The sequence below is a fragment of the Alteromonas sp. G4i35 genome (genome assembly GCF_054960375.1).
Map to the genome: position 1 here is coordinate 137,283 of NZ_JBHNZD010000005.1, position 25,790 is coordinate 163,072.

Genomic DNA, 25,790 nt, shown 5'->3' on the forward strand with positions numbered 1-25,790 from the left:
CCGAATTTGGTAAAGCTAGGTAACTTCGAGAGGAAGCACGTAGGCCTAGCTAAACTTTGGCTGAACTTTCAGCCCAACTGAAAGGAATATGAAAATGCGCGATGCAGTTATCGTAAGTACAGCACGTACGCCAATCGGGCGCGCTTATAAAGGTGCACTGAACAATTTACCAGCCCCTTCATTAGGTGGCCATGCTATTCAAAACGCAGTAGCACGCGCAGGGATCGACCCTGCCAGTGTCGACGACGTGGTAATGGGCGCAGCGCTAACCCAAGGCAGTGGCGGCATGAATATTGGCCGCTTGGCTGGTTTAGCGGGTGGTTTACCGGTCACCGTAGCGGGTATGACACTCGACCGCCAATGCAGTTCTGGCATGTATGCCATTGCTACCGCAGCGAATTCAATTCGTACGGGCGATACCAACATTATGGTTGCGGGCGGCTTAGATTCTATCTCTTTAGTGCAAAACAAAAATATGAATATGTTTCGTGCAGTAGACCCTGCACTGGTTGCTAAGCACAAAGATATTTATATGCCAATGCTTCAAACTGCGGAAGTGGTGGGTAAGCGCTACAACATTAGCCGTGACGTACAAGACGAATACGGTTACCAAAGCCAAATGCGCACAGCAGCGGCTCAAGAAGCAGGTAAGTTTGATGATGAGATTGTACCTATCACAGCAACGCAAGCCTTATTTAATAAAGAAACAGGTGAAACCTCTGAGCGTGAAGTGACCTTGTCGAAAGACGAAGGAAATCGCCCAGAAACAACGCTTGAGGGGCTTAAAGCGCTTAACCCAGTGATAGAAGGTGGTTGTATTACCGCAGGTAATGCAAGCCAGCTTTCTGATGGAGCCAGCGCGACAGTGATTATGGATGAGCACTCAGCGGCAAAAGGCAATGCTCAACCTCTTGGTATTTATCGCGGTATTGCAGTGGCAGGCTGTGAGCCAGATGAAATGGGAATTGGCCCAGTGTTCGCCATTCCTAAGCTATTAAAGCAGCATGGATTGACCATGGACGATATCGGTCTATGGGAGCTTAATGAAGCGTTTGCGGTACAGGTACTTTATTGTCGCGATAAGTTAGGCATTCCAGACGAATTATTAAACGTAAACGGTGGTGCCATTTCTATTGGTCACCCATACGGCATGAGCGGTGCTCGCATGGTGGGTCATGCACTCATCGAAGGTAAACGACGCGGTGCGAAATATGTTGTTTGCACCATGTGTATCGGTGGCGGCATGGGCGCTGCTGGTCTATTTGAAGTAATATAGGTATTGGGTATGGAAGGTTATAAAGCTCCACAACGTGACGCCATGTTTGTAACACATGAGCTACTAAATTATCAAAATCACTATCAAAAGCTAGGTTTCGACGAAGCATCAGAAGATCTGGTGTCGGCGATTTTCGCTGAAGCTGCAAAGTTTTCAGAGAACGTACTGGCACCCATCAATGCATCAGGCGATGAAGAAGGGTGTAAGTGGGTTGATGGTGAAGTAACAACGCCTAAAGGTTTTAAAGAAGCTTATCAAACGTATGTTGAGGGCGGATGGCCAGGAATGTCTCACCCTGAAGAATTTGGCGGTCAGGCACTACCATATTCATTGTCATCTATCATTGCTGAGTGGTTCTCAGGCGCAAACCATTCTTGGGCGATGTACCCAGGTCTAAGCCAGGGCTGTATGGCAACAATAAAAGCCCATGGCTCTGAATTACTACAAAAAATGTTCCTTGAAAAACTGGTTAGCGGTGAGTGGACAGGTACTATGTGTTTGACCGAGGCACACTGCGGTTCAGACCTTGGCATGTTGAAATGTCGCGCGGAACCTCAAGAAGATGGTACCTACAGCTTAACAGGAACGAAGATTTTTATTTCGGCAGGTGAACACGACTTGTCTGAAAATATCGTACACATTGTGTTAGCTCGATTGCCAGATGCGCCAGAGGGTACCAAAGGTATTTCACTATTTGTTGTGCCTAAGTTTAACGTGTCTGAAGATGGCGAAAAGCAAGATAGAAACGCAGTAGGATGCGGAAGCATTGAACATAAAATGGGGATCAAAGCCAGCGCAACCTGCGTGATCAACTTCGATGGTGCAAAAGGTTATTTGATTGGGCCACCAAACCGCGGCCTAAACTGCATGTTTACGTTCATGAATACCGCACGTATTGGCACTGGTCTAGAAGGCTTGGCATCATCTGAAGCAGCATTCCAAGGTGCGCTTCGCTACGCAAAAGACCGCATTCAGTTCCGTTCATTAACAGGGCGTAAAAATCCTGATGGCCCAGCTGATCCTATTATTGTGCACCCTGATGTACGTCGTATGCTGTTAACGCAGAAAGCGTTCGCGGAAGGCAACCGAGCGCTTGCCGCTTACTGTATGCAGTTAGTTGACGTTACTTTGTATGGTAGCGACGAGGCTGAGAAGCAACTTGCGGATGCAAAACTTGCATTCTTAACGCCTATCGTAAAAGCCTTTTTAACTGAAACCGCGCAAGAAGCCACGAGTTACGGTATGCAGGTTTATGGCGGCCACGGCTTTATCAAAGAATGGGGTATGGAACAGCTCGCTCGCGATACCCGTATCTGCACCATGTATGAAGGTACTACAGGTATTCAAGCCGTTGACCTATTAGGTCGTAAAGTAATGGGCTCTAATGGCGAATTGCTTAATGTGTTTGTTCAAGAAGTGCGCGACTACTGTAATTCATTGCGCGATAACGCTCAGTTTAGTGCTTGGACTAACGCGCTAAACTCTCATCTTGACGAGTGGCAGCAGATCACTATGGATATCGGTAAGGCAGCAGCATCGAACCCAGATGAAATTGGTGCAGCGTCTGTTGATTACTTAATGTATTCAGGTTATGTCACCGTTGCTTACTTCTGGCTAAAAATGGCAGTGAAAGCACAAGAACAGCTTGATGCAGGTAGCACCGAAACCGAGTTTTATAAGAGTAAAATCTTAACAACGGGCTTCTACTTTGACCGTTTGTTAACCCGTACTCGCTCACTGGTTTCGGCAATGCAATCAGGCGCAGACAACTTGATGTCTATGCCAGAGAGTATGTTCGCTATCGAGTAACGACATAAAAGTAATACACGTGCGTAATTAAAAGACGTACGAAAGGCCGAGAAAATAATGTAGCCGAGAAAATGATTTAACCAAATAATCATTTGGATACGTTATTTTGCTCGGCCTTTTTGTTTCTTAAAAACAACATAGAGGAAGGAAGTGAGCACAGTGGTTGTTTCAAAGTACGTGAATGTTGAGGGAGCCAGCCTTCATTATTTATCCCGAGAAGAAGAGAGCGCTGAGAACCCTCTGCTTATCATGTTTCATGGCTTCCCAGAAAATGCGCACACATGGGAAGCGTTAATGGCGACACTCCCCACATCACTTGACATCATTGCCCCAGATTTGCCCGGTTATCATTTATCGAGTCCACTACCCAGTGAAACGGACTACCAAGTTCCATCATTGATAAGTCGAATGGCCGCCTTCATCGAGAAAGTTCAAAAAGGCCGAAAGGTTATTTTGTTGGGACACGATTGGGGTGGGGCAATAGCGTGGCCCCTAGCAGCCTTTCACCAAACATTAATTAGCAAACTTATTATTGTTAATGCTGCTCATCCTTCTTGTTTTACACGGGCAATAAAGACCTCTTCTACGCAAAGAGCAAAAAGCCAGTATATCTCTGCGCTTATTGATAAGGGCGCAGAGCGGACCCTTACAAATACAAGCTTTACGTTATTGAAAAATATGTTAGGCAACGGCTTTTTTGAGAAAGAAACCAGCTATTCAAGGACTCTACTTAACGACTGGGGTAAACCTGAAACCCTCAGTGCGATGCTCAATTACTATCGGCAAATGCCTCAACAAGTGCCACAAAAGAATGTATCTGAGAAAGTGTTGGATGATATTCGTATACCTGAAATATTCATTCACTGCCCAACCCTGTTATTGTGGGGAGAGCAGGATGATGCGTTTGATCTAAGTGTACTGGATAAAATCGAACACTATGTTCCAATGATAATTAAGCGGTTTAATCCGCACGCGTCGCACTGGTTACACAGGGAAAAACCTGAATGGGTACAAAAAGAAGTGATAAATTTTATAGGGTTCTAGAAAGGGGTGAGGCCCCTAAAAGGGGCCTCCAGTGCGGCGTCCTGCCGCTACCATGTTGAATCGTTACATCACATGGTGTGATTAATTAGTTATATTAGATTCTGCCGTTAAGCTCTGTTGAAATAGGAGAGCTTTGAAGACCTTGTTCAGCAATCCACGCTTGAAGTGTCTTACCGTCTGACTCAGGCTCTGCTAAGTCTTTGCTTGGCATTTTCTTAACCAGTAGAGTACCTACTTCAACCGCATTGCTAGTAAGAGCAGTGCGAATTAGGCTTTGGCCGTTACAAGAAATGCCAGAGTAGTAATCGCGAAGCTTAAGTTTGTAGTCTGATTGAACGCTACGCATTTTCTTACGTAGTTCGCCCTTGTCATCTGCTTGAACAATTGTGCAAATGTTTGCAAGTGCTTCGTTGATGTCATTAGCCTGAGCTGCGTTAGAAAAAGCTAAAGTTGATGCTGCAATTACTAGAGAAGTTTTAACGATTTTCAACATGGTTAAATTCCTTCGGTTGTTGTTGTTAAGATTGTGTTCGTTCGTTGAAATGCATTAAACCCGAATCTAACTATTTGAAAAACATGTTGTAAAATAACATGGTATGTCAAACCATACCTAAAGGGGGAGCTTGCGTTACGAGCTCACGCATACCGCAGCTTGATTACCTAAGTCACTGGGTTGAAGAACGTGAAAATTTAAAGAGACAGAAAGTAAAAAGGCCCCGTAGCGGGGCCTTTCATTGCAGCTGACGCTGCAACCATGTTGAATCGACTCACATGGCTATGTGAATTAGTGCTTAGATTCTATCGTTAAGTTCAGCAGAAATTGGCGAGCTCTGTAAGCCTTGCTCTGCTATCCACGCTTGAAGCGTTTTGCCGTCTGATTCGGGCTCAGAAAGGTCTTTGCTTGGCATTTTCTTAACAAGCAGTGTACCTACCTCAACTGCGTTGTTCGTTAAGGCCGTGCGGATAAGGCTTTGACCACCGCATGAAACACCTGAGTAATAATCGCGTAACTTTAATTTGAAGTCTGACTGTACGCGACGCATCTTCTTACGCAATTCGCCTTTGTCGTCAGCCTGAACAATAGTACAGATGTTTGCTAGTGCCTCGTTTACGTCATTTGCTTGTGCTGCGTTTGAAAAAGCTAATGTTGATGCTGCGATGACTAGAGAAGTTTTAACGATTTTCAACATGGTTAAATTTCCTTCGTTATATTTGTTTAATTAATCGGTTTGTCTGTTCGGGATTAATTAAAAAACAATCAGGTCGAATGAAAAACATTCATTCAAATAACAAGGTATATCGAATAATACGTTAGACTAAAGATGTAAGAGGTATGAAATGCGCTGTAGCCTTTAGTATTAAAGGGCGCAGGCAAACTAAGTTGAATTGCAATCGAAGATCAATAAATAGCCAAATAAAGTGCAAAAAACAACGTTAATGCTGTTTTTTTGCTTTTTGTTGAAGTTAATGCGTATTAAAAATGTACGCAATAGGCATTGTATTAATAAGAAAAGAACGAAATTAAGAAGTGAGCAGTGCTGAGGCAGTACGTTCTGTCGTGATGAGCCCATTGAGCAATTTCGATCGCAGAGCGCCTCTTATAGCGTGCAGTTTGTTGTCGCCCGCTGCAACACCTACTACAGGCTTTTCTGGCGTTGCTCTCAACTTAAAGCTCGTTACTCTCTCGTTAATATCGCAACTAATCAACGCACCTTCTTCATTAAAGATCCAGCTTATGATTTCGCCACTTGCACCAGATTCAGCGAGGGTTGCTAATTGATCATCGTCGATAAATCCGTCTTTATACAATGGAGACACACTGCCTAAGTTACCAATGCCTACGAAGCTAATATCCGCTTGTTCGGCAAGCGTGTGAATTCTAGATATGTGTTGTTGCTGTTGCCAAATTTCCCGTTCTAGTTTACTAGATGCTATTACAGGGATAGGCATAGGATAATGCTGTGCTTTAACTCTGTCGGCTACGTGAACAGCAACGTCATAACGCGTCGCCTCTCCGTTATCAGCAATATTACCAACAAGGGAAACAATTTTATGCTGAGGGCAGTGAAGTATTGACAATTCATCAGCACAGGCACGCAGTACACGGCCAGTGCCAAACGCGATGGTTTGTGGAGCGTCGAATTTTAAAGCTCTTTCTATTGCTGCTGCACCCGCTTGACCAAGGCCAAGCGTTGAATTGGGATCGTCATCAACACTGGGCACAACTTCACAGAAAGTTAATCCGAATTTTTTCTTTATGCCTTGCGCTAATTCCATACATCTAGCAATCGGGTGTTCTAAGCGCACTTTCACAAGACCTTCCGACATGGATAACGCCACTAAGCGTTGTGCGCTTTGGCGTGATGTTTTGAGCGTTTTAGCTATCTCATCTTGCGTCTTACCACCAACATAGTACATCCATCCTGCTCTGGCGGCCTCGTCGAGTTTATTGAGTTCGTTTTGTGCTTTCTTACTCATTTAATTTTTCTCATGTCAAAAATGTCAGGGATTCGAGAGTAAAACTCGTCCCATGAATTAATGGTGTTGTCCGATGTCACAATACAATTCTGTAGATGTGCGCCACCTGTATAGTGGAAGTAGCGCATGTCCGCGGCTTTAGCGGCAGCAATCCCAGGCTGAGAGTCTTCAATAACTAGGCAGTTTTTAGGAGCAATGTTGAGCGCATTTGCCGCATATAAAAATAAATCTGGTGCTGGCTTGCCTTTATTTACGAGTGCTCGCGTGTAAATGCGGCCTTCAAAATAGGAAAGAAGCCCTGTACTGGTTAACGCCTTTGTTGTTCTTTCAGGTGAACTGCTTGTGGCGACACAAAATGGAATACCTAGTGAGTTAAGTGCAGAAAGTACAGAGGTGATACCGGTAGTCTTTTGTAAATGGCACTCGAAGCTGTCGAACAGTAATCCATGGAATTTGTTTTTCATGGACGTGGTAAGTGTGAGCGCAAAGTCATCTTTTAACTTACCCTGAACGTGCTCCATGCTCTTGCCAAGAAAATGCTCTATAAAATATTGTTTCGATAATGCAATATCGAAACTAGACAGAAGTGCTTGCCACGCCTGCATCGACAGCACTTCACTGTCAATCAGTACGCCATCACAATCAAAAATCACCAGTTCCACGTTGTGTGCCTGCAAGAGTCACCTTCCTTTAAGTATTAACATTTAACCAACGTCCCCTTGCCAATTCCGTATTCGTACACCAAAGGTCAACAGGCCCATAATTATATGAACATTTGCCTAAGTGTAAGGTAATTGATGGCGTTTGTTCTACCTTAACAAGCAGTTCTTGAGTCATACGACTACATACGCGGTTTTCGGCCTCAAATTTCGTCTCTAAAATTTCTTCATAGTATCAATTGGATAGATTATATCGCGTTTATTTTGATTGGTTAAATGTGCATTTTTATTGTGTTAATTAAATAAACAAGCCTCCGTTTATTTTGTTAATGGCTGTTTACAAAGTAGAGGGTATATGCAAATATTTACAAAAATTGAGATATATCCCAATGCTTGGGCAAATGCTCTTAATGTGTTTTGAAACCAGTGGGAAATACACCCACAAAACGAGATTTGAAGATGAAGTCGACGTCTAGTGATATTGATATTTCACAAGTTAGTGACGAGCAACTCCCCGTCGCTAAACATAAACTGAAAGGCTGGAAGCATTTCATGGGCTTGTACGCCGGTGAACATGTGGCGGCAACTGAATTCGTATTTGGTGCAACCTTTGTTGCGCTAGGCGCCACCATGACCGACATTCTGTTGGGTTTATTGATTGGTAATCTACTTGCTGTCCTCAGCTGGACACTTATCACTACGCCTATCGCTGTAGATACCCGTTTGAGCTTGTACTCGTATCTTCAGAAAATAGCTGGCGACTCTATGACCAAGCTCTATAACTGGGCGAATGTCATCATATTTACAGTGATATCGGCCGCTATGATTACGGTGTCGGCAACCGCCGTGCGTTTTGCATTGAACATTCCGGCGCAGTTAAATTGGTATCCGACTAATTTAGCTTTTGTTGCCGTCGTGCTTGCAGTCGGTGTGATAGTTGTCTTTGTCGCTATGTATGGCTTTAACGCCGTTTCCAATTTTTCTCGTATTTGTGCGCCTTGGTTGTTCACCATGTTCATTTGCGGTCCACTTATTCTAATGCCTGCACTCGCTGAATCTGTAATTGGGCAAACGTTTCTTACATCGTGGAATGACTTTATTCATATCGGTAGTACATCGGTGTGGACGGGCTTCACCCAAAGTGGTGAGCCTGGTATTGGTTTCTTAGAAGTGATTGGCTTTTCGTGGGCAGCGAACACGATAACGCATTTCGGCCTTATTGATATGGCATTACTGCGTTTTGCCAAGCGTAAACGTTACGGTTTATGTACGTCGGCGGGTATGTTATTTGGTCATTATATAGCATGGATTTCAGCCGGTATTATGGGCGCAGGAACAGCGGTTATTGTTCAAAAGTCCATTGGTGAATTAGACCCGGGCGATGTGGCTTTCCATGCATTAGGTCTTTCTGGACTCGTTATTGTTATCGTTGCAGGTTGGACTACAGCAAACGCGAATCTCTATCGCGCTGGACTTGCCGCGCAAGCCATTTTTAAAGATAAATCACGTACCACAACGACCGCGGTCGTCGGTATGGTCACCGTTGCAATTGCGTGTTTCCCGTTCGTGTTTACTAAATTACTGCCACTGTTAACGTATGCTGGATTACTTGTTGTTCCTGTAGGAGCAATTGTGTTCGCAGAGCACATGATTTTTCCGCGTATTGGATTCACACGTTATTGGGCACATTATCAAAGCCTTACTCACAGCACACCAGCGGTAGCGAGTTGGGGTTTGGGGCTTGTGTTTGGCTTTGGTTTAAATGTATTAGACGTCATGTCTTTTTACTATCTATTCATACCCACGTGGTTCTTCACCATAGCTGTATATACAGCACTGGCCGCAAAGTATGGTGCAAAACAAGCTTATCCTGAGCAAGAAGCACAAGTAGATGCTTTCAATGCACGTGTTGAAGCCCATCAGCAGCAAGAAGCGGCGTTAGAAAACGAACACGTTGAAGACGTTACTGCCGTATCTAAATTACTGCGTCTTACTTCGCTAGCGAGTTTGTTGGTGTCCATAGCATTGGCAATCAAAACTTTTTCTCTTAGTGACACGGTTGCCGCTTACGAATTGAACCGAGACTTATTCTTTAATGTTGGGTTCGCGTGCACCGTTATCTATTTCGTTACTGCGTATTGGGCGATGCGTCGCCACAAAGCGTTACAAAGCTAATAAGGTTCTTATGCAATCTCAAACGTCTATTTTATTGAACAGAGCGAACTTATCGTCGTTGCCAAATGACATAAGGCGTCCAGCTTATGATGTGGAGAACGTTCAAACGGGTATTGTTCACATTGGTGTAGGTGGTTTTCATCGGGCACATGAAGCCATGTATGTAGACAGATTAATGGCAAAAACCGGCGATCTATCGTGGGGCATTTGTGGTGTGGGTCTTCGCGAGAACGACCGTGCAATGAAAAAAGTGTTCGACGAACAAGATAACTTATATACCTTGGTTGAAAAGCACAATGATGGTTCCCGCAGTGCATCAGTTATCGGTGCAATGACGGGGTTTTTGATGGCGCCGGACGATCCTCAAGCAGTTATTGATAAAATGGCTGAGCCCGAAGTACGCATCGTATCGTTAACCATTACCGAAGGTGGCTATAATTTTGATGCTTCCTCAGGGGAATTTATTACCACTAACCCTGATGTCATTCACGATATCGAAAACCCCAAAACGCCTAAACTGGTTTTCGGCTATTTAGTTGCAGCGCTTAAAAAACGCAAAGAAAATAACGTTAGGCCTTTTACCATTATGTCCTGTGACAATATTCAGCACAATGGCCATGTGTTAAAGAAAATGCTGCTTGCGTATATTGAACTGTTTGACCAAGCGTTTGCTACTTGGGTTGACGAAAACGTGAGTTTCCCTAATTCAATGGTAGACAGAATAACGCCTGCAACCACAAATGAAGATATCGCAACGTTTAGGGCTCAGGGCGTAGAAGATGCTTGGCCTGTAGTGTGTGAGCCTTTTGACCAGTGGGTTATTGAAGATGACTTTTGCAATACCAAGCCGTGTTTAGATTTAGTCGGCGCGCAGTTTGTAAGCGATGTGGCACCGTACGAAAAGCTTAAGCTTCGTATGCTTAATGCGGGTCATTCAGTACTTGGGTTGGTTGGTTCTGTAGCAGGGCTTGAAACTATCCATGAAAGTGTTGAAGCGAAACAGTTAAAGCGTCTTCTATCAATCTTTATGGAACAAGAGGTTATGCCAACACTCGACCCAGTAGAGGGGATTGACGTGTATGAATACAGAGATACGCTGCTATCTCGTTTCTCCAACCCTTTCATTAAAGATACGCTAGCGCGAATTTGCCTTGAAAGTTCGGCTAAGCTTCCGGTGTTTTTATTTCCCACCGTACGAGATAATTTGGCGGCCAACAGAGACACCGATATAAGTGCTTTAGTTGTTGCTTGCTGGGCCTTCTATTCAGACAGGCATGCCTCTCAAGACGGGAAGTCACTTGAAATCAACGATGTGTTAGCTGATAAGCTTCACAACGCGGCTAGTAATAACCAAATAGACAGCCTTAGTTTTTTAATGCTAGAAGAAGTATTTGGTAAGCTGGTTGATGAAGCGCGTTTTACCGCTAGTTTCCAGGGCTTTGTAGAGCGCTTGTATCAACAAGAGCCGGTGTTGCTGATTAGCGAAAAGGTAGCAAACAATAAACTCGAGCTTGCCAGAGCTTGTTAGATTGTATTGGTAATCTGCATTAGTACGAAGGGGAGTAGGGAATACTCTCCTTTTTTATGCATTGAATTTTATCAGCTGATACAAAAGAAAAAAGCGACCCGAAGGTCGCTTTCTAAAGTGCAGATTTCTCTGCAACCATGTTGAACTGGTTCACATGGTGTGAAACTGTTTTATAGGCGGTCGTTGATAACCGCAGCAATTGGGTTATCTTGCAGACCGTTTTCTGCAACCCAAGCTTGAAGTGTTTTTCCATCAGCTTCAGGTGCTTCTAAATCACTTTTTGGCATTTTCTTAACAAGTAACTCGCCAGCTTCTAAAGCATTGTTTAGCAGTGCTGTACGAATTAGGCTGTTACCGCCACAGCTAATTGCTGAGTAGTAGTCTTTAAGTTTCATACGGTAGTCTGATTCGACTGAACGCATTTTCTTACGTAGTTCGCCTTTATCGTCCGCTTGAACGATAGTGCAAATATTCGCTAGTGCTTCGTTAACATCAGCCTGTGCTACGCCCGACACACCTAATGTCGCTGCGATAACAAGAGAAGTTTTAACAATTTTCAACATGGTTAATTCCTCAAGTACTTCTATAGATTGTTTGTTTGTTCGGAAGGATTAAACGACAAAAATGAAATCTTGAAAACGTTCTAAGCGATACTTAGGTATGTGGTTTTATAAGTATGTGGAGACAAAAAAGCGCCCATAACGAGCGCTGTTTGGAGAAGTGGCGTTAGTGAGGTTTATAGTTGCTCGCTACTTCCATTATTTGTTCACGCATCCACATATGAGCGTGATCATGGTCGGCGCTTACATGCCAATAAAGGAAATACTCTACAGGCGGTAAATCAAAAGGAACCTCGTACAACGCAAGATCGTAATGTTTAGCAAGGTGATACGGCAGGCACGCGATTAGGTCTGTCTTTACTATCGTACTTGGAACGGTTAAAAAATGTTGACCTCGCATAACTTCCTTGCGTCTTTTGCCCATTTTATCTAACGCAATATCTATTGGACCCACACCAGATTTACGCTGTGACACATTAATATGGCCTAATCGTAGAAAGGTATCTAAGTTAAGCCCGTTTTTGAGCGCAGGATGATTTTTACGTGCTAACACAACAAGTCTGTCTTGAGCGATTTTTTCTTTACACAAATGAGGGTCTGTAAATGTCGATGCATCTGAGTAAAAGTCCAACGTGCCCGATGCCATCGCCGAAACAACTTGGCTTCTAGGAATCTCGTAATTGGTCAACCCAATATTTGGCGCCAAATTCTGCAAACGTGAAATGAGTCGAGGCATAATGCTTACTTCAAGCAAATCACGGCTGGCAAAGTTAAAGGACTTCTCGGCTGTGAGAGGGTCGAATGTATGACTTTCTTGCACGCTTCTGCGTAGTAAGGCTAAAGCTTGTCGAGCTGGAACAATAATATTTTGCGCTACGGGGGTAGGCGTCATACTGTGGCCAGTACGAACGAACAGCGGGTCGTTAAGCATTTCCCTTAGTCTCGCTAAAGAGTTACTTACCGCTGGTTGAGTAATGCATAAGACATCTGCTGCCTTGGTTAAGCTTCCTGCCGTGTAAATGGCGTCGAATACTGCAAAAAGGTTCAAATCGATTCTATTGAGATTCATAACTAATCCTTTAAGAGCGAGTGCCCTGAAAAAAGCCAATAGATGAAGAGGCGCTAGTTTGTATCACGGTGCGTTTAATAGAAAACTGTGATCCAATGCTACATAGCATCTACGAATAATTTACGTTAGTGTAACAAGAATATTTATAAATACCTATTATTAAAAGTTAATTGAAACATTCAAGGTAATAATAGTAGTTTTATCGTCAATAAATGGAGATTGGACTGAAAAATGAGAACACTTTTAAACTTAGCAGTGGGAGATACCCTTGAACAACCTGAATGGCTGACGGTTACGCAGGACATGATCAATCAGTTTGCAGACGCTACCGGCGATCACCAGTGGATACATTTAGATGCTGCGCGCTGTGAAAAAGAAAGTCCCTTTAAAACAACAATTGCTCACGGCTTCTTGACTGCCAGTCTCATGCCTAAAGCATTCGCTGAGGTAATCGCGCCAGACGAACGTATCGCGTCTATGATTAATTATGGCATTGATAAGTTACGTTTTCTTGAACCAGCAAAAAGTAATGACGCCGTTAAATACCGATTCAAACTTGTCGAAATCACTGAAAAGGCGCAAGGGAAGCTTTATAAAGTAGAGGCAAGTTGCTTACTTAAATCGAATGGGAACCCAGCGCTAATAGGTGGCTTTCTCATGCTCGCGGTGCTTAAGCCTTGATAGATTGTTGTTTCACGCAGTAAAAGTGGCTGTACAAACTGGTACGGCATATTGCCAAATGCGTATGACGATGCGTGTGCTACGTCGTTGTCTAGTTGATATGTCGCACCGTGTATTGCAAAAACATGGTGCCACAAAATAAAAAAGCCTGAGATGCTGGCGTTTGTTGACCTTTGATATATAGCAAAGGTCAACAGGGCCTAGTTTAGCGATCGTCAGGCTTTTACCTACACAGTCCTACTTTATCGGCAAGACCTATGTCGACAGAAACGAGTTAGTTAGACGCTTCTTCGGCACCTTCTTCAATGGCTTCTCCAGCACTTTGAATATCTTTACCGGCCCCTTCAACTGTTGCACAACCGCCTAAACTCCCAAAACTGGCTGCGAGTATAAGAACTAAAAAAGCGTGTTTAAGTGTTTTTGAATTTAACATTTCCATTTGCATCTCCGTTAGTTTCATTCTTCTGCGGGTTGCTCAGGGTTATCACCCGCTTTCACATCAGACTGCTCAGTTGATGAATTTGTATTACCTTTACTTGAACTTCTCTCATCCTGCTTTTTAAGCATGCTATTAAGCTTATCTCCCCCTTTAGCATTGAAATCCAATGTTCTGATAGGGAAAGGAATAAGAATATCGTTTTCTTCTAATACCGTTTTTACTGTACTGATCGCGTCGTGGCGTACGACCATAAATCCAGGCTCTCCTGGATATCGAATCCAAAACCACAGTAATAGGTTGATACTTGAATCGCCAAAAGACTCTGCGTATACCGCGGTTTCTTCTTTTTTGATGACATAATCTTTTTCATTCATAGCATCCGTAATAACTTTAGCGGCTTCTTCTATATCATCAGCATAAGAAATGCCGACAGGTATCTCTATTCTTCGATAACCAAGATATGAATAATTGGTCAATATATTTCGGAAAAGAATCTTGTTGGGTATAACTTCAAGTTGACCATAAAAGGTTTCAACTAAGGTGTTTCTAAGGTTTATTTCCTTTACGTTACCAAATACACCTTCTGCCTCAATGACGTCACCAATTTCAAAGGGTTTTCGAATTCCCATGGCCACACCGGCAATGAAGTTTTCCGTCATGTCCTGAAACGCAAAACCAATGGCCAACCCGACGATACCTGCGCCTGCAAGTAAAGAGGTGACAGTACCTTTGAGGCCAACAAAGTCTAGCGCAATGAAAATTCCCGCTATTAAAACGATAGATTTGATTATGGAGGTGAGGAGGCTTGCAATTTGTCGAGACTCAAACGTTCTGCGCATAATCTTGCCAGCAACGTTGCCGATCACTTTGGCGATAATGCCAAAGGCTATTGCAATAAAAAATGCGACAACAATGTTAGGAAGAAGCGTAATGCCGCCCTCTACCCAAGACTCTAGCTTTTCGCTGAGTAATTTATAAACCTCATCTATTTTTGGAAACTCCATAGACCTCGTGCACCTTCATATAAAGTGTTCCTGATGTTTCAAGAATCATTCCTTTTAAAATAATCTTGTAACGTATTGAAAGTTAGAGGGTATGCCTGATTTTTGAGGTGCGCGCTCCATCAAGCGTAATGAATAAATTTCCCATGTTGGGAAACATATTCTCAATTGGGATATGGCTAAATTCGGTGGAAAGGCTTCAATTTATCCTAAAGGATATCTGGTCAGACCATGTGTAAAATTAATGTAAACATATTATTCACAATAAATTTACAAAGGTGAAATTCAAGCATAGTATCAATTGCGTAGGTCAATATTTGTTCATGGCCTCAGACAATAACAACACGAAATCGAACAGCCTGTCGCTAGCGGAAAGTGTGGGTAGTAATGCCGGTAGTGATAAGCCCAGATTTGGAATCACACTATGAAATTTAAAACGCGTAAGACAGCAGTGGCGGCAATGGTCGGCACTGCTTTATTTTGCTCTCCTTATATCGCATCAGCCCAAGAAGCAGACGTTGAAAGTGAGCAAGAAGCTAAGAAAGACGTAGAACTCATTTTGGTTACCGGTAGTTTTGTTCGCCGTAGCGAAAACTTTGAATCTCCTTCTCCACTAGCCGTGGTAGATAGCGTGGCTATCGACGCGATTGGCGCAAAGAATATTGCGGATATTACACAAACACTCACTATTAACACGGGTGCTGAAAACAACCCAGATGCTTTTACGCAAAACGCAACAGCGGGTACGTCGAATATTAACCTTCGTGGTTTAGGCGTAGCGTCTACTCTGGTTTTACTTAACAACAAGCGTCAGGTCGTTACAGCGCAACCAACGAACGAAGGCCTGAACTTCGTCGATACCAGTTCACTTGTGCCAATGATTGCCATTGATCGTATGGAAGTGGTTAAAGATGGTGCGTCGGCTCTGTATGGTTCTGATGCCGTTGCAGGTGTCGTTAACTTTATCACCAAACGCAATTATGACGGAGCAATGGTAAGCCTTGACTATCAAGATGGTGCGCATGGCGACAACAAAGAATACATTTTACAAGGTTTATGGGGCGCTACCGGAGATAACGGAAGCGTACTAGCGGCGATAAGCTATACCAACCGTTCGCCGCTTTTTCTCAGCGATAGACGACTAAGTCGTCCCCAAGACGATACAAGTGCTCTGGGTAACCCAGGCTCTTTCTTCTTAAATATTCCAGGTGCAGGGGCACTGCCCATTATCGACCCGTACGGATGTGAGGAGTTTGGTGGTGCACCCAATTTACTTGCGCCAAGTGGTACAGTGCCAGGTTTAGAAATTGGTTTTTGTGGTTTTGATTTCGGTAAATTCTATTCATATGTTGCCGATGAGAGCCGAACAAATGCTTATGTACGTGCAGACTACGAGTTCGATAACGATATTACATGGTCGGCTGAATTCAGTTTAGCGAGAAACCGTGCAGAACGTGGTGGAGCACCGAGCTTCCCAATTTTAACCTCTCCAATTGTTCCGGATTATCATCCGCAGAATCCATTTGGTCAGCCTGTCGCTTTCTTCGGCCGCGCTGAAGGTAACGGCTTCCCTGGTGACCCAGCTAATACCGAATCAGACACCTTTCGCTTTAGCACCAGTTTACAAGGTGTGACAGATACTGGGTTCTGGGAAGTAAGCTATACACGTGCGGTTAACGATTTTGTATTTAGGGTTCCTGACGTACTAAATACCGAGTTTCAGCTTGCGCTATACGGTCTAGGTGGCTCTAATTGTGACCCTATCGCTGGAACGCCAGGGGTAGGGGATTGCGAATTCTTCAACCCATTTGCAACGTCTTACACAACGGCACCTAACTCTGATTACGTGGTTAGCTCCTTTACGGGAACCGAAGTGATTGACTCTAAAGCTGACCTTGAAGTTTTCGAAGCGTTTACATCGTTTGATGTGTTCGAAATGGGCGGTGGCTTTGCGGCGTTAGCATTGGGTGTTCAATATCGTGAAAACCAGCTTAGCCAAGATTACGATGACCTTGCTAACCAAGACAGTTTCACATTCGTTATCGGCAACCCTGATATTGATGGTAGCCAGGATGTATGGGCAGCGTTCGGTGAACTTGCATTACCAATAAATGACGAATTAGATGTTCAGCTAGCGGTTCGTTATGAAGATTACGGCGGTACCATTGGTAGTACAGTGGATCCAAAGTTAGCGATTTCGTGGCGTGCGACTGATGAGTTTTCACTTCGCGGCTCGATATCTACGTCGTTTAGAGCGCCAACAGTGTTCTTAGCACAAGGTGGTGCAACGTCGTTGCAACAGCTTATCGACCCCGTTCAAGGTGCTACGGCATTTGTGGCTGTTAGAACATCGGGTAATGAAGAGCTAAAACCTGAAGAGTCGACAGCCTATAATATTGGCTTCTCATACGAGCCTTTCAGAGACTTTTCTGTTGAAGTTGATTATTGGAATTTCGAGTTTGAAGACTTGATCATTCAAGAGAACGCGCAGGCGGTACTAAATGATGATCCGACTAACCCAGACCGCGTTATCCGTGCTGGAGACCCGCTGACTGGGCCTGTTCTTCAAGTAAATAACACGTATGTTAACGCGAGTTCTTTGGAAACATCGGGTCTTGATTTTGTAACCAGTTATAAAATAGAGACAGACTTCGGTAACTTTACACCTACGTTGAATGCGACCTACATCACTAAGTATGACTTGATGGACCCACAGGCAGGGAACATTGATGGTGCAGGACGCCGTAATTTCAATAACATTGGTGTGTCTTCTCCTGAATTGCGCGCGAACTTGGGGCTGGCTTGGCAAAACGATATCCATGCAGCCAATATCTTCCTTCGCTACATCTCATCGTATGACGATGATCAAAATTGCGCGGACGGTACTGCAAACGTGGGTGGTTGTTCAGGTGGCTTTTACGAAGTGGATAGTCACTTAACGGTAGATGCGCAATACAACATCGACTTAGGCGGCTTATATGATACAGAACAAAGTTATGTGTTGACGTTGGGCGCAATTAACATGTTCGACGAAGAGCCTCCACAGCTATTCACTAACAGCGGGTTTGACTCTAAGGTTCACGATCCACGAGGTCGTCAAATCTATGCGCGCTTAGCTATCGAGTTCTAATCGGTTAATAAGGTAGAAGTATAGCCACCCTTTGACTATAAAAGTTGAAGGGTGGCTTTTTTGTAAACCTTAGCCTCCACTCCTCTTTGTGATTTTGTCTCCAGTCTCTTCTAATGTTAAACCAATCGATTAAAGTACCTCGTAGTAGGTAAGACTTTTACGTAATCATCAGTGATTGAAGGAGATAAGAATGGCGACGAAGCTGTCTGATAATGAAATTAACGAAAAATTGAAAGCGCTCAATGAACTGGTTCCCGATGACACACCATGGGAGCAAAGTGGAGACACTATCAAAAAGACGTTTATGTTTAAGAGCTTTATCCGAGCTTTTGGGTGGATGTCTCAAATTGCGATTTGGGCGGAAAAGCTAAAACATCATCCAGAGTGGTTCAATGTTTATAATAAAGTAGAGGTAACATTGACTACGCACGACGCTGGTGGGCTAACAGAATTAGATTTCTCGTTGGCTGAAAAAATGGAAAAGTTTAAATAGCTTGGATCAACGTGTGTAAATAGGAACCGAAAATCGGTTAATTCGTATTAACTTTGTTCATGTTGGTCAATTAAACCGCTAACAGTCAGAAAAATGAAATATTTCGCATGCTGGTACTTGTGTTGCGAAAGTCCCTATGTATAATACGCACCACGTTGAAGCGAGGCATTAAATGAAGCGCTTACAACAATAATTTTCTGGCGCGGGATGGAGCAGTCTGGTAGCTCGTCGGGCTCATAACCCGAAGGTCGTAGGTTCAAATCCTGCTCCCGCAACCACAGAAAATAACCAGAATTTCTAAGCATTGCAAAGGCAAGCTTTACCGTACAAGCGCGGGATGGAGCAGTCTGGTAGCTCGTCGGGCTCATAACCCGAAGGTCGTAGGTTCAAATCCTGCTCCCGCAACCAATTTGAAAACCAGAATTACAAAGCACTGCAATCGCAAGCTTTACCGTACAGTCGCGGGATGGAGCAGTCTGGTAGCTCGTCGGGCTCATAACCCGAAGGTCGTAGGTTCAAATCCTGCTCCCGCAACCACATTTAAAACCCAGCTTTTGCTGGGTTTTTTCTTTTTATACAGCAAAACATAAAAGCGTTCCTTGATTTACACGATAATTTTGAATTAATTACTACACTGTGTAAATGAGTGTGCTAAGTTAACCTCACGCCACCATTGAAAATTAAACTAATAGGTAGTATGGCCGCGTTATGATATCCCGTTTTTTTACTTTTGAAGAACACGCCACCTTAATAGAAGGTGCTTATCATTTTCCTTTGGTTGTTCTATCGCTTATGGTGGCTGTATTTGCCTCATTTATGGCGTTTAATGTGGCAGGACAAGCCGCGATCACCGAAGACAAACTTCGACGAAATACCTTATTAGGCACCGGCAGCGTTGCATTGGGCGGTGGTATTTGGTCTATGCATTTCTTGGGGATGACCGCTTTTGATTTATGTCTGCCCGTTGACTATGATCCTCTGATAACCGGGCTCTCTGCCGTTCCCGGGATTGCCGCTGCTTGGGTGGCGCTTCACCTTTTAACTAAGTCCCGTATTAGCCTCGCTGAAATAATATTAGGTGGTGTACTGGTAGGTGCTGGTATTGGCACTATGCACTATAGTGGTATGGCCGCTATGGAAATGGCACCGCTTCTTCGTTACGACCTTGGAATGTTTGCCCTTTCTATTGTGGTAGCTGTGTGTTTAGCCATGCTGTCGCTGTGGATTAAATTCGGCATTACAGCTGCTACGAAAAGTAAAAAGCTGTTAGGAAAACATGTATTACTTGCAAGTATCGTCATGGGACTGGCTATTTCTGGTATGCACTATACGGGGATGGCGGCAGCAAGATTCGTATTGCCACCAGGAATGGAAACATCGGGTCAGTCTTCAGATATTGCTGTTTTTCTAGCAATTTCGATTGCTATCGTTACGTTAATATTAATTACCATGGTATTGGGCATTAGCCTTCTGTTTAAATATCGCGATGTAATGGTACGCGCCATTGAAAGTGAGCGAATTCAAAGTGCTATTACCGATACCGCCGTCGACGCCATCCTGACCGTTGATGACAAAGGCATCATAAAAACCGCTAACCCCGCTGTTGAGCGCATCTATGGCTATACTCAGCAAGAAATAATCGGTATGCACGCAGCTGAGGTAGTAACTCCTGAAAGACGTCATTTATACGGTGATGACTTCTTCAGTCAACGAGTAGTACCAACTGAGCAAATTATTGGTACAGGAAGAGAAGTAGAAGTACTTCGCAAAGATGGTGAGCGCATACCAGTGCGCCTAGGTGTCGGCTACACAAAAATTGATGGGAAACCCGTTTTTGTCTCTTTCGCTTCTGATTTACGCAAACGCAAGGAAATGGAAGATGCATTGCGTGAGAGCGAAGCTAAGTTTAGAAGCCTCATTTCAAATATTCCTGGTATGGCTTATCGCTGTTTAAATATGCCAGGGTGGCCCATGGTATTTATTAGTGATGCTGTAATAGAAGTAACCGGATACCCGCCTGAAGATTTTACCTTGCCCAACCCGAAGCGCTCTTTCACCGATCTTTACCATCCTGATGATGTTGAACGCCTTTCGTCTATTAGTCCTGAGGTGGGCGAATTCTCATATGAATATAGAATTGTCGCGAAATCTGGCGAGGTGAAGTGGGTTATCGAGCATGGAGTGCAGGTTAAGGACGATGATGGCATGGTGCTCTATGTAGACGGCTTCATATCTGACATAACACATCGGAAAGTGATGGAAAATGAATTAAAAGCGGCAAAGGAAAAAGCAGAGCAAGCTGCCGCTGCGCGTACCGCATTTCTTGCTAATATGAGTCATGAAATCCGTACGCCTATGAATGCAATCATAGGCTTTAGCGACCTCATGTTAGGAGAAGCCTTACGCGAAGAGCAAAAATCTCACTTAACCACGATAAACCGTTCCGCACGTTCATTGCTGCATCTTCTAAACGACATACTTGATAGCGCGAAGTTGGATAAAGGTAAGCTTGATTTAGATTATCGCGATTTCCTTATTCGCGAAGAGTTGGATTTGGTTATTTCAACATTTTGGTTAGAAGCCAAACGCAAAAAAGTTGGACTTGTACTTAATGTCGATGATTCGGTAGCTAACGGATACAGAGGTGTACCGGAGCGAATGCGACAGGTACTTAATAATCTTATAGGCAACGCCGTTAAATTCACTCACGAGGGTGAAGTGACTATCAATGTCAAAAGTGATGAAAAGTTTGTGTATTTTGACGTGACAGATACCGGCATTGGTATGACGCAAGAGCAAGTAGAAAGAGTATTCGATCCGTTCTCTCAAGCAGATGCATCGATGAGTCGAAAGTACGGCGGCACGGGGCTGGGAACAACTATTTCCAAGCAGTTAGTTGAACTGATGGGCGGTAATATTTGTGCAACTAGTGAAAAAGGCAAAGGAACGACCTTTACTTTCAGACTTCCTCTAGAAGTTGTAGAAATTGATGATTACGTATCTAGTGAGCTCTCCTCTAAAGCAGCACGTATTGAAACCTCGTTAACCGTACTGGTTGTTGATGATGTGCAGCAAAACCTTGAGTTGCTTTCGTTGCTGCTAAAACGCGCTGGCCACAGTGTAGAAACGGCAACAGATGGACAGATTGCATTAGATAAAATGCGCGCTAAGTCGTTTGACGTGGTACTGATGGATTTACAGATGCCTAAGTTAGATGGCCTAGAGGCAGCCAAACAGCGTCGAGAGTTTGAAAAAGAAAATAGCTTACCACCTACGCCCATTATTGCGCTGACCGCTAGCGTATTAGTACAGGACAAACATGCCGCGCAGCAAGCGGGAATGGAAGGGTTCGCCAACAAGCCCGTCGATTTCCCTCAATTGATGGACGAGATTGCTCGCGTGCTTAACATAGATACGCTTCAGGTCGACTCGGTACCAGACACATTAGAAGTAAATGCTCCAGCATCTGCGCTTAAAGTTGATAAAAACGTGTTGGATTTGAAGAAGGCCATCGATTTATGGGGGAGTGAAGAGGCCGTCCTACAAGAGGTGGATAAATTCTCTACTACCTGCAGGGATAAAGTCGACGACTTAATGGGGGCGGCAATTCGTGAAGACTATAAAGCGGTTGCTACACTTTCACACGGTTTAAAAGGTACATCGGGTAATCTTTGCTTAACCACCTTCTATCATACGACCAGGGAAATTGAAGCTCAGGCTCTAAAATCAGAGGTGAATATTGAAGACGTTAACCGTCTTCGTGATGCCTTAGATAAAATCGAGTTGATGCTTAGCGAATCGCCACTGTATGCCGAAAATGCCATTAATGAAAGTATCGATAATGCATTGCTGCTGAGTCATTTGGAGGCTATGCTCGATAGTGTAGAGCAAAACATGGTAGATGAAGATGAATTGTCATTTTTACGCGAAGTTGGGTGTTCTAGTCACAAAGAACAAATAACTCAAATTCTCTTAGATATCGATGATTTTGAGTTCGAGTTGGCGCATGAGCGCATCTCTACATTGATACAAGAATTAAAGTAGCCAAGAGACGCGGCATGTTAAACATTGAAATCACAAAACCTACTTTATTACTCGTTGACGATGAGCCAGTAAACCTAAGGGTTTTAAAGCAACTTCTCGCTAATGATTATCAGCTTATTTTTGCGAGAAATGGCGAAGAAGCGTTAAAGCTCACTGAGACTAGACAGCCAAATTTGATATTGCTTGACGTTATGATGCCAGGACTGACGGGTTTTGAAGTATGCCGCCAGCTTAAACAGCAAGCAGATACAAGGCACATCCCCGTTATATTTGTCACCGCCTTAAATGATGAACACGAAGAAACGGAAGGCTTCGAAGCGGGCGCTGTGGACTACATTACTAAGCCTATATCTCCGGCCATCGTAAAAGCGCGGGTTAAAACCCACCTCAGTTTGGTGCAAGCTGACGAGCTACTTGATAGCCGTTTACAAGTTGTACAGCGTTTAGGTAGAGCGGCGGAATATAAAGACAATGAGACGGGCATGCATGTCATGCGCATGAGCCATTATTCGAAAGAACTTGCGCTTGCCTATGGACTTACAGATAAACAGGCTGAAATTCTGCTTCATGCTGCACCGATGCACGACATCGGCAAAATTGGTATTGCTGATAGTATAATGTTGAAACCAGGGAAGCTGACAGACGAAGAGTTTGCCACCATGAAAAACCACCCTGAGATTGGTGCGGAAATCATTGGTGATTGCGGCGATTCTTTGTTGTTGAAAGTTGCAAAGTCTGTTTCGCTAACCCACCATGAGAAATGGGACGGGTCAGGCTATCCTAAAGGGCTTGCGGGTGAAGATATTCCCATTGAGGGGCGTATTTGCGCCATTGCAGACGTGTTTGATGCCTTAACCAGCAAACGTCCTTATAAAGACGCCTGGAGTATTGAAAAAACGGTAGATTTTCTTCAAAGCCAAAAGGGAAAGCATTTCGAACCCAGACTTGTCGATTTGATGATAGAAATTATGCCTAAAATTCTTGATATTAAAGCGACATTTAAAGACGAAGACTAAGTCTGCTGGACTAAACCGCAATTAAAATACTTTCATGCAGGCCGAATTTTACACAGAAAAAATCGACACCCTCCAGTGTCTGCGCCTATTGGCTGTTGCTTAATGCGACGGCTATACGTATAATGTGCTCATTAAGTGATGAGAGCGGGCTCCCTCAGTACAGGAAAGTAACGCACTTATCATTAGCAAGCTATCACCTAACGGTGGTTTTACCCATAGGTTTGCAACTGCCCTTGTTGGCAGGTATGGGTTCAGAATTTTAATAAAAGCCCCGCTAGTCCGGGGCTTTTTGTTGTATTAAAACCTGGAGTCAGCCTCGCTGAGCCGGGTGATGACAGGTGGGCTTTAGGCCCTTTTTTCGTTTTTGGAGGTTTGCATTGGCAAAACTTGAAGAGAAACTAACCGAAATGCTAGAGCCAGGTGTTGAAGCACTGGGTTTTGAGTTGGTTGGGATCGAGTTTGTACGAGCGGGGAAGCATTCTATTCTTCGCGTTTTTATTGATCATGAAAACGGTATTACCGTTGATGATTGTGCAGATGTAAGTCATCAGGTTAGCGCAATTTTGGACGTTGAAGATCCAATTAGCACTGAATACAACTTGGAAGTGTCATCACCGGGTATGGACAGACCGCTTTTCAAAGAGAAGCACTATATCGAGTCTGTGGGTGAAGTGGTTCAAATTCGTTTGTCTATGCCAATGGATGACAGACGTAATTTTAAAGGCAAAGTACTCGCGTGCGAAAATGGCATCGTAAGTATTGAAGTGGATGGCCAGCAGTTCCAGTTAGCTGTGGCGAATATCGAAAAAGGTAACGTTGTTCCCACGTTCGATTAACGGAACAGCTCTGCTTTCATCGACGAAAGCAAAAGAGAGGCGAAAATGAATAAAGAAATTTTGTTAGTGGCGGAAGCCGTTTCAAATGAAAAACAAGTGCCTAGAGAGAAAATTTTTGAAGCGCTAGAGTTTGCGATCGCTAGTGCAACAAAAAAGAAAAACGAAGGCGAAATTGAAGTTCGTGTAAGCATCGACAGAACGTCTGGTGACTTTGATACATTCCGTCGCTGGTTGGTTATCCCTGATGATCAAGAACAGGAAAACCCATTTGCTGAAATTACGATTTCTGCTGCACAAATCGACGAACCAGAGATACAACTCGGCGATTATGTGGAAGAACAGATTGAATCTATTAAATTCGACCGCATAACTACGCAGACCGCAAAGCAAGTGATTGTACAAAAAGTACGTGAAGCTGAGCGTCAGCAAATGATTGCTGAGTACGAAGACAAAGTAGGTGAGCTGGTTACAGGTACGGTTAAGAAAGTAAACCGCGACAACATCATCATCGACTTAGGTAACAACGCTGAAGGTGTTATCTACCGCGATGACATGCTTCCTCGTGAAACTTTCCGTCCGGGCGACCGTGTACGTGGCCTTCTTTACGTTATTCGTCCAGAAGCACGTGGCGCACAGCTATTTATTAGCCGTACGCACCCAGACATGCTAGTTGAGCTTTTCCGTCTGGAAGTACCAGAAATTGCGGAAGAGACACTAGAAATTAAATCTGCAGCGCGTGACCCAGGTTCTCGTGCAAAGATTGCGGTTAAAACTAACGACAAGCGCTTAGACCCGGTTGGTGCGTGTGTTGGTATGCGTGGTTCACGTGTACAAGCCGTATCAGGGGAACTTGGCGGTGAACGTGTTGATATCGTGTTATGGGACGAAAACCCAGCGCAATTCGTTATCAATGCTATGGCTCCCGCCGAAGTGGCGTCAATCGTTGTTGATGAAGACAGCAACAGCATGGACGTAGCGGTTGAAGCAGACAACCTAGCACAGGCAATTGGCCGTAGTGGTCAAAACGTTCGCCTAGCTAGCCAGCTTACAGGCTGGGAACTTAACGTGATGACGGTTGAAGATCTCAACAAGAAGCACGAAGAAGAAAACGCGAAGGTACTTGATCTATTTACTGCTGGTTTGGACATTGACGAAGAATTCGCGTCTGTCTTGGTAGATGAAGGCTTTACAACGTTAGAAGAAGTGGCATACGTGCCTGCAAGTGAGCTTCTAGCGGTTGAAGGGTTAGATGAAGAAATGGTTGAAGAGCTGCGCAACAGAGCGCGCGCTTTCCTAACCACGCGTGCACTGGCGAACGAAGAATCGCTTGAAGGTGCAGAGCCTACAGAAGCCTTATTAAATCTTGAAGGTATGAGTAAACACGTGGCCTATGTGTTGGCCAGCCGCGGTGTTACTGACCTGGAAGAATTAGCAGAACAAGGTACCGATGATATCAGTGATATCGATGAACTAGACGAAGAGAAAGCCGGTGCGTTAATCATGGCGGCTCGTAATATCGTATGGTTCAGTGAAGAAGAGTAAGGTCAACAGG

At 44.0% G+C, this 25,790-nt stretch carries 20 protein-coding genes and 3 tRNA genes; 15 read left to right on the forward strand and 8 right to left on the reverse strand.

The window, feature by feature from the left end:
* The first annotated feature begins 94 nt into the window (after positions 1 to 94).
* The 3 genes from ACFI6L_RS04450 (at position 95) to ACFI6L_RS04460 (ending at position 4,129) form a co-directional block, all read left to right on the forward strand.
* Positions 95 to 1,276, forward strand: a complete 1,182-nt coding sequence (locus ACFI6L_RS04450) for an acetyl-CoA C-acyltransferase (RefSeq protein ID WP_014949231.1) — start codon at positions 95 to 97, stop codon at positions 1,274 to 1,276.
* 9 nt (positions 1,277 to 1,285) lie between these two features.
* Positions 1,286 to 3,085 carry an acyl-CoA dehydrogenase C-terminal domain-containing protein gene (locus tag ACFI6L_RS04455; RefSeq protein WP_014949232.1) on the forward strand — a complete coding sequence of 600 codons (1,800 nt, stop codon included), beginning with the start codon at positions 1,286 to 1,288 and terminating at the stop codon, positions 3,083 to 3,085.
* 150 nt (positions 3,086 to 3,235) lie between these two features.
* Positions 3,236 to 4,129 (forward strand): alpha/beta fold hydrolase, encoded by an 894-nt coding sequence (locus tag ACFI6L_RS04460; RefSeq protein ID WP_462573504.1) that lies wholly within the window; start codon positions 3,236 to 3,238, stop codon positions 4,127 to 4,129.
* Positions 4,130 to 4,223: 94 nt separating this feature from the next.
* On the opposite strand, the gene ACFI6L_RS04465 is transcribed toward ACFI6L_RS04460, so the two are convergent.
* The 4 genes from ACFI6L_RS04465 to ACFI6L_RS04480 all read right to left on the reverse strand — a co-directional run bounded on the left by ACFI6L_RS04465 (position 4,224) and on the right by ACFI6L_RS04480 (position 7,284).
* On the reverse strand, positions 4,224 to 4,622 hold the full coding sequence (locus tag ACFI6L_RS04465) for a DUF3718 domain-containing protein (RefSeq protein WP_014949234.1): 399 nt from the start codon (positions 4,620 to 4,622) through the stop codon (positions 4,224 to 4,226).
* Between the two features lie 298 nt (positions 4,623 to 4,920).
* Positions 4,921 to 5,319 (reverse strand): DUF3718 domain-containing protein, encoded by a 399-nt coding sequence (locus tag ACFI6L_RS04470; protein ID WP_014949235.1) that lies wholly within the window; start codon positions 5,317 to 5,319, stop codon positions 4,921 to 4,923.
* Between the two features lie 331 nt (positions 5,320 to 5,650).
* On the reverse strand, positions 5,651 to 6,607 hold the full coding sequence (locus ACFI6L_RS04475; RefSeq protein WP_462573505.1) for a sugar-binding transcriptional regulator: 957 nt from the start codon (positions 6,605 to 6,607) through the stop codon (positions 5,651 to 5,653).
* A complete protein-coding gene (locus ACFI6L_RS04480; RefSeq protein WP_075176441.1) occupies positions 6,604 to 7,284 on the reverse strand; it encodes an HAD family hydrolase in 681 nt (226 codons plus the stop codon). Before ACFI6L_RS04480 ends, ACFI6L_RS04475 begins: the two co-directional genes overlap by 4 nt.
* A gap of 441 nt (positions 7,285 to 7,725) precedes the next feature.
* Between ACFI6L_RS04480 and ACFI6L_RS04485 the strand changes: the two genes are divergently transcribed.
* Both ACFI6L_RS04485 and ACFI6L_RS04490 read left to right on the forward strand, forming a co-directional pair.
* Entirely contained in the window at positions 7,726 to 9,441 is a 1,716-nt protein-coding gene (locus ACFI6L_RS04485; RefSeq protein ID WP_338853523.1) for a purine-cytosine permease family protein, read from the forward strand.
* A 10-nt stretch (positions 9,442 to 9,451) separates the two neighbouring features.
* A complete protein-coding gene (locus tag ACFI6L_RS04490; protein WP_462573506.1) occupies positions 9,452 to 10,969 on the forward strand; it encodes a mannitol dehydrogenase family protein in 1,518 nt (505 codons plus the stop codon).
* 170 nt (positions 10,970 to 11,139) lie between these two features.
* On the opposite strand, the gene ACFI6L_RS04495 is transcribed toward ACFI6L_RS04490, so the two are convergent.
* Together ACFI6L_RS04495 and ACFI6L_RS04500 are read right to left on the reverse strand one after the other, a co-directional pair.
* The gene (locus ACFI6L_RS04495) at positions 11,140 to 11,532 is read right to left on the reverse strand and encodes a DUF3718 domain-containing protein (RefSeq protein WP_014949240.1); all 393 of its coding nucleotides are present in this window, start codon (positions 11,530 to 11,532) and stop codon (positions 11,140 to 11,142) included.
* A gap of 163 nt (positions 11,533 to 11,695) precedes the next feature.
* Complete coding sequence (locus ACFI6L_RS04500; RefSeq protein ID WP_014949246.1) at positions 11,696 to 12,598, reverse strand: LysR family transcriptional regulator; 903 nt, start codon at positions 12,596 to 12,598, stop codon at positions 11,696 to 11,698.
* 231 nt (positions 12,599 to 12,829) lie between these two features.
* On the opposite strand from ACFI6L_RS04500, the gene ACFI6L_RS04505 reads away from it, so the two are divergent.
* The gene (locus ACFI6L_RS04505) at positions 12,830 to 13,279 is read left to right on the forward strand and encodes a MaoC family dehydratase (protein ID WP_462573507.1); all 450 of its coding nucleotides are present in this window, start codon (positions 12,830 to 12,832) and stop codon (positions 13,277 to 13,279) included.
* Between the two features lie 274 nt (positions 13,280 to 13,553).
* On the opposite strand, the gene ACFI6L_RS04510 is transcribed toward ACFI6L_RS04505, so the two are convergent.
* Both ACFI6L_RS04510 and ACFI6L_RS04515 read right to left on the reverse strand, forming a co-directional pair.
* Positions 13,554 to 13,718, reverse strand: a complete 165-nt coding sequence (locus tag ACFI6L_RS04510; protein ID WP_014949248.1) for an entericidin A/B family lipoprotein — start codon at positions 13,716 to 13,718, stop codon at positions 13,554 to 13,556.
* Positions 13,719 to 13,735: 17 nt separating this feature from the next.
* Positions 13,736 to 14,722 carry a mechanosensitive ion channel family protein gene (locus ACFI6L_RS04515; protein WP_014976346.1) on the reverse strand — a complete coding sequence of 329 codons (987 nt, stop codon included), beginning with the start codon at positions 14,720 to 14,722 and terminating at the stop codon, positions 13,736 to 13,738.
* A 421-nt stretch (positions 14,723 to 15,143) separates the two neighbouring features.
* Here ACFI6L_RS04515 and ACFI6L_RS04520 point away from each other — a divergent pair, with 421 nt between their 5' ends.
* The 9 genes from ACFI6L_RS04520 to nusA all read left to right on the forward strand — a co-directional run bounded on the left by ACFI6L_RS04520 (position 15,144) and on the right by nusA (position 25,780).
* A complete protein-coding gene (locus tag ACFI6L_RS04520) occupies positions 15,144 to 17,849 on the forward strand; it encodes a TonB-dependent receptor (protein ID WP_014976347.1) in 2,706 nt (901 codons plus the stop codon).
* 190 nt (positions 17,850 to 18,039) lie between these two features.
* Positions 18,040 to 18,342 carry a 4a-hydroxytetrahydrobiopterin dehydratase gene (locus ACFI6L_RS04525; protein ID WP_462573508.1) on the forward strand — a complete coding sequence of 101 codons (303 nt, stop codon included), beginning with the start codon at positions 18,040 to 18,042 and terminating at the stop codon, positions 18,340 to 18,342.
* Between the two features lie 201 nt (positions 18,343 to 18,543).
* Positions 18,544 to 18,620 (forward strand) — tRNA-Met (locus ACFI6L_RS04530).
* Between the two features lie 53 nt (positions 18,621 to 18,673).
* Positions 18,674 to 18,750 (forward strand) — tRNA-Met (locus ACFI6L_RS04535).
* A 52-nt stretch (positions 18,751 to 18,802) separates the two neighbouring features.
* Positions 18,803 to 18,879, forward strand: a tRNA-Met gene (locus ACFI6L_RS04540).
* A 171-nt stretch (positions 18,880 to 19,050) separates the two neighbouring features.
* The gene (locus ACFI6L_RS04545) at positions 19,051 to 22,386 is read left to right on the forward strand and encodes an MHYT domain-containing protein (protein ID WP_039229613.1); all 3,336 of its coding nucleotides are present in this window, start codon (positions 19,051 to 19,053) and stop codon (positions 22,384 to 22,386) included.
* A gap of 14 nt (positions 22,387 to 22,400) precedes the next feature.
* Complete coding sequence (locus tag ACFI6L_RS04550) at positions 22,401 to 23,402, forward strand: response regulator (RefSeq protein ID WP_014976349.1); 1,002 nt, start codon at positions 22,401 to 22,403, stop codon at positions 23,400 to 23,402.
* 377 nt (positions 23,403 to 23,779) lie between these two features.
* Positions 23,780 to 24,238 (forward strand): ribosome maturation factor RimP, encoded by a 459-nt coding sequence (rimP, locus tag ACFI6L_RS04555; protein ID WP_014949254.1) that lies wholly within the window; start codon positions 23,780 to 23,782, stop codon positions 24,236 to 24,238.
* A 45-nt stretch (positions 24,239 to 24,283) separates the two neighbouring features.
* Positions 24,284 to 25,780 carry a transcription termination factor NusA gene (gene nusA, locus ACFI6L_RS04560; protein ID WP_014949255.1) on the forward strand — a complete coding sequence of 499 codons (1,497 nt, stop codon included), beginning with the start codon at positions 24,284 to 24,286 and terminating at the stop codon, positions 25,778 to 25,780.
* Positions 25,781 to 25,790: the final 10 nt, after the last annotated feature.

Coding starts and splice junctions, on each gene's coding strand:
- ACFI6L_RS04450 (WP_014949231.1), top strand. CDS start 95: ATGCGCGATGCAGTTATCGTAAGTACAGCACGTACGCCAATCGGGCGC.
- ACFI6L_RS04455 (WP_014949232.1), top strand. CDS start 1,286: ATGGAAGGTTATAAAGCTCCACAACGTGACGCCATGTTTGTAACACAT.
- ACFI6L_RS04465 (WP_014949234.1), bottom strand. CDS start 4,622: ATGTTGAAAATCGTTAAAACTTCTCTAGTAATTGCAGCATCAACTTTA.
- ACFI6L_RS04470 (WP_014949235.1), bottom strand. CDS start 5,319: ATGTTGAAAATCGTTAAAACTTCTCTAGTCATCGCAGCATCAACATTA.
- ACFI6L_RS04475 (WP_462573505.1), bottom strand. CDS start 6,607: ATGAGTAAGAAAGCACAAAACGAACTCAATAAACTCGACGAGGCCGCC.
- ACFI6L_RS04485 (WP_338853523.1), top strand. CDS start 7,726: ATGAAGTCGACGTCTAGTGATATTGATATTTCACAAGTTAGTGACGAG.
- ACFI6L_RS04490 (WP_462573506.1), top strand. CDS start 9,452: ATGCAATCTCAAACGTCTATTTTATTGAACAGAGCGAACTTATCGTCG.
- ACFI6L_RS04495 (WP_014949240.1), bottom strand. CDS start 11,532: ATGTTGAAAATTGTTAAAACTTCTCTTGTTATCGCAGCGACATTAGGT.
- ACFI6L_RS04500 (WP_014949246.1), bottom strand. CDS start 12,598: ATGAATCTCAATAGAATCGATTTGAACCTTTTTGCAGTATTCGACGCC.
- ACFI6L_RS04505 (WP_462573507.1), top strand. CDS start 12,830: ATGAGAACACTTTTAAACTTAGCAGTGGGAGATACCCTTGAACAACCT.
- ACFI6L_RS04510 (WP_014949248.1), bottom strand. CDS start 13,718: ATGGAAATGTTAAATTCAAAAACACTTAAACACGCTTTTTTAGTTCTT.
- ACFI6L_RS04515 (WP_014976346.1), bottom strand. CDS start 14,722: ATGGAGTTTCCAAAAATAGATGAGGTTTATAAATTACTCAGCGAAAAG.
- ACFI6L_RS04520 (WP_014976347.1), top strand. CDS start 15,144: ATGAAATTTAAAACGCGTAAGACAGCAGTGGCGGCAATGGTCGGCACT.
- ACFI6L_RS04525 (WP_462573508.1), top strand. CDS start 18,040: ATGGCGACGAAGCTGTCTGATAATGAAATTAACGAAAAATTGAAAGCG.
- ACFI6L_RS04545 (WP_039229613.1), top strand. CDS start 19,051: ATGATATCCCGTTTTTTTACTTTTGAAGAACACGCCACCTTAATAGAA.
- ACFI6L_RS04550 (WP_014976349.1), top strand. CDS start 22,401: ATGTTAAACATTGAAATCACAAAACCTACTTTATTACTCGTTGACGAT.
- nusA (WP_014949255.1), top strand. CDS start 24,284: ATGAATAAAGAAATTTTGTTAGTGGCGGAAGCCGTTTCAAATGAAAAA.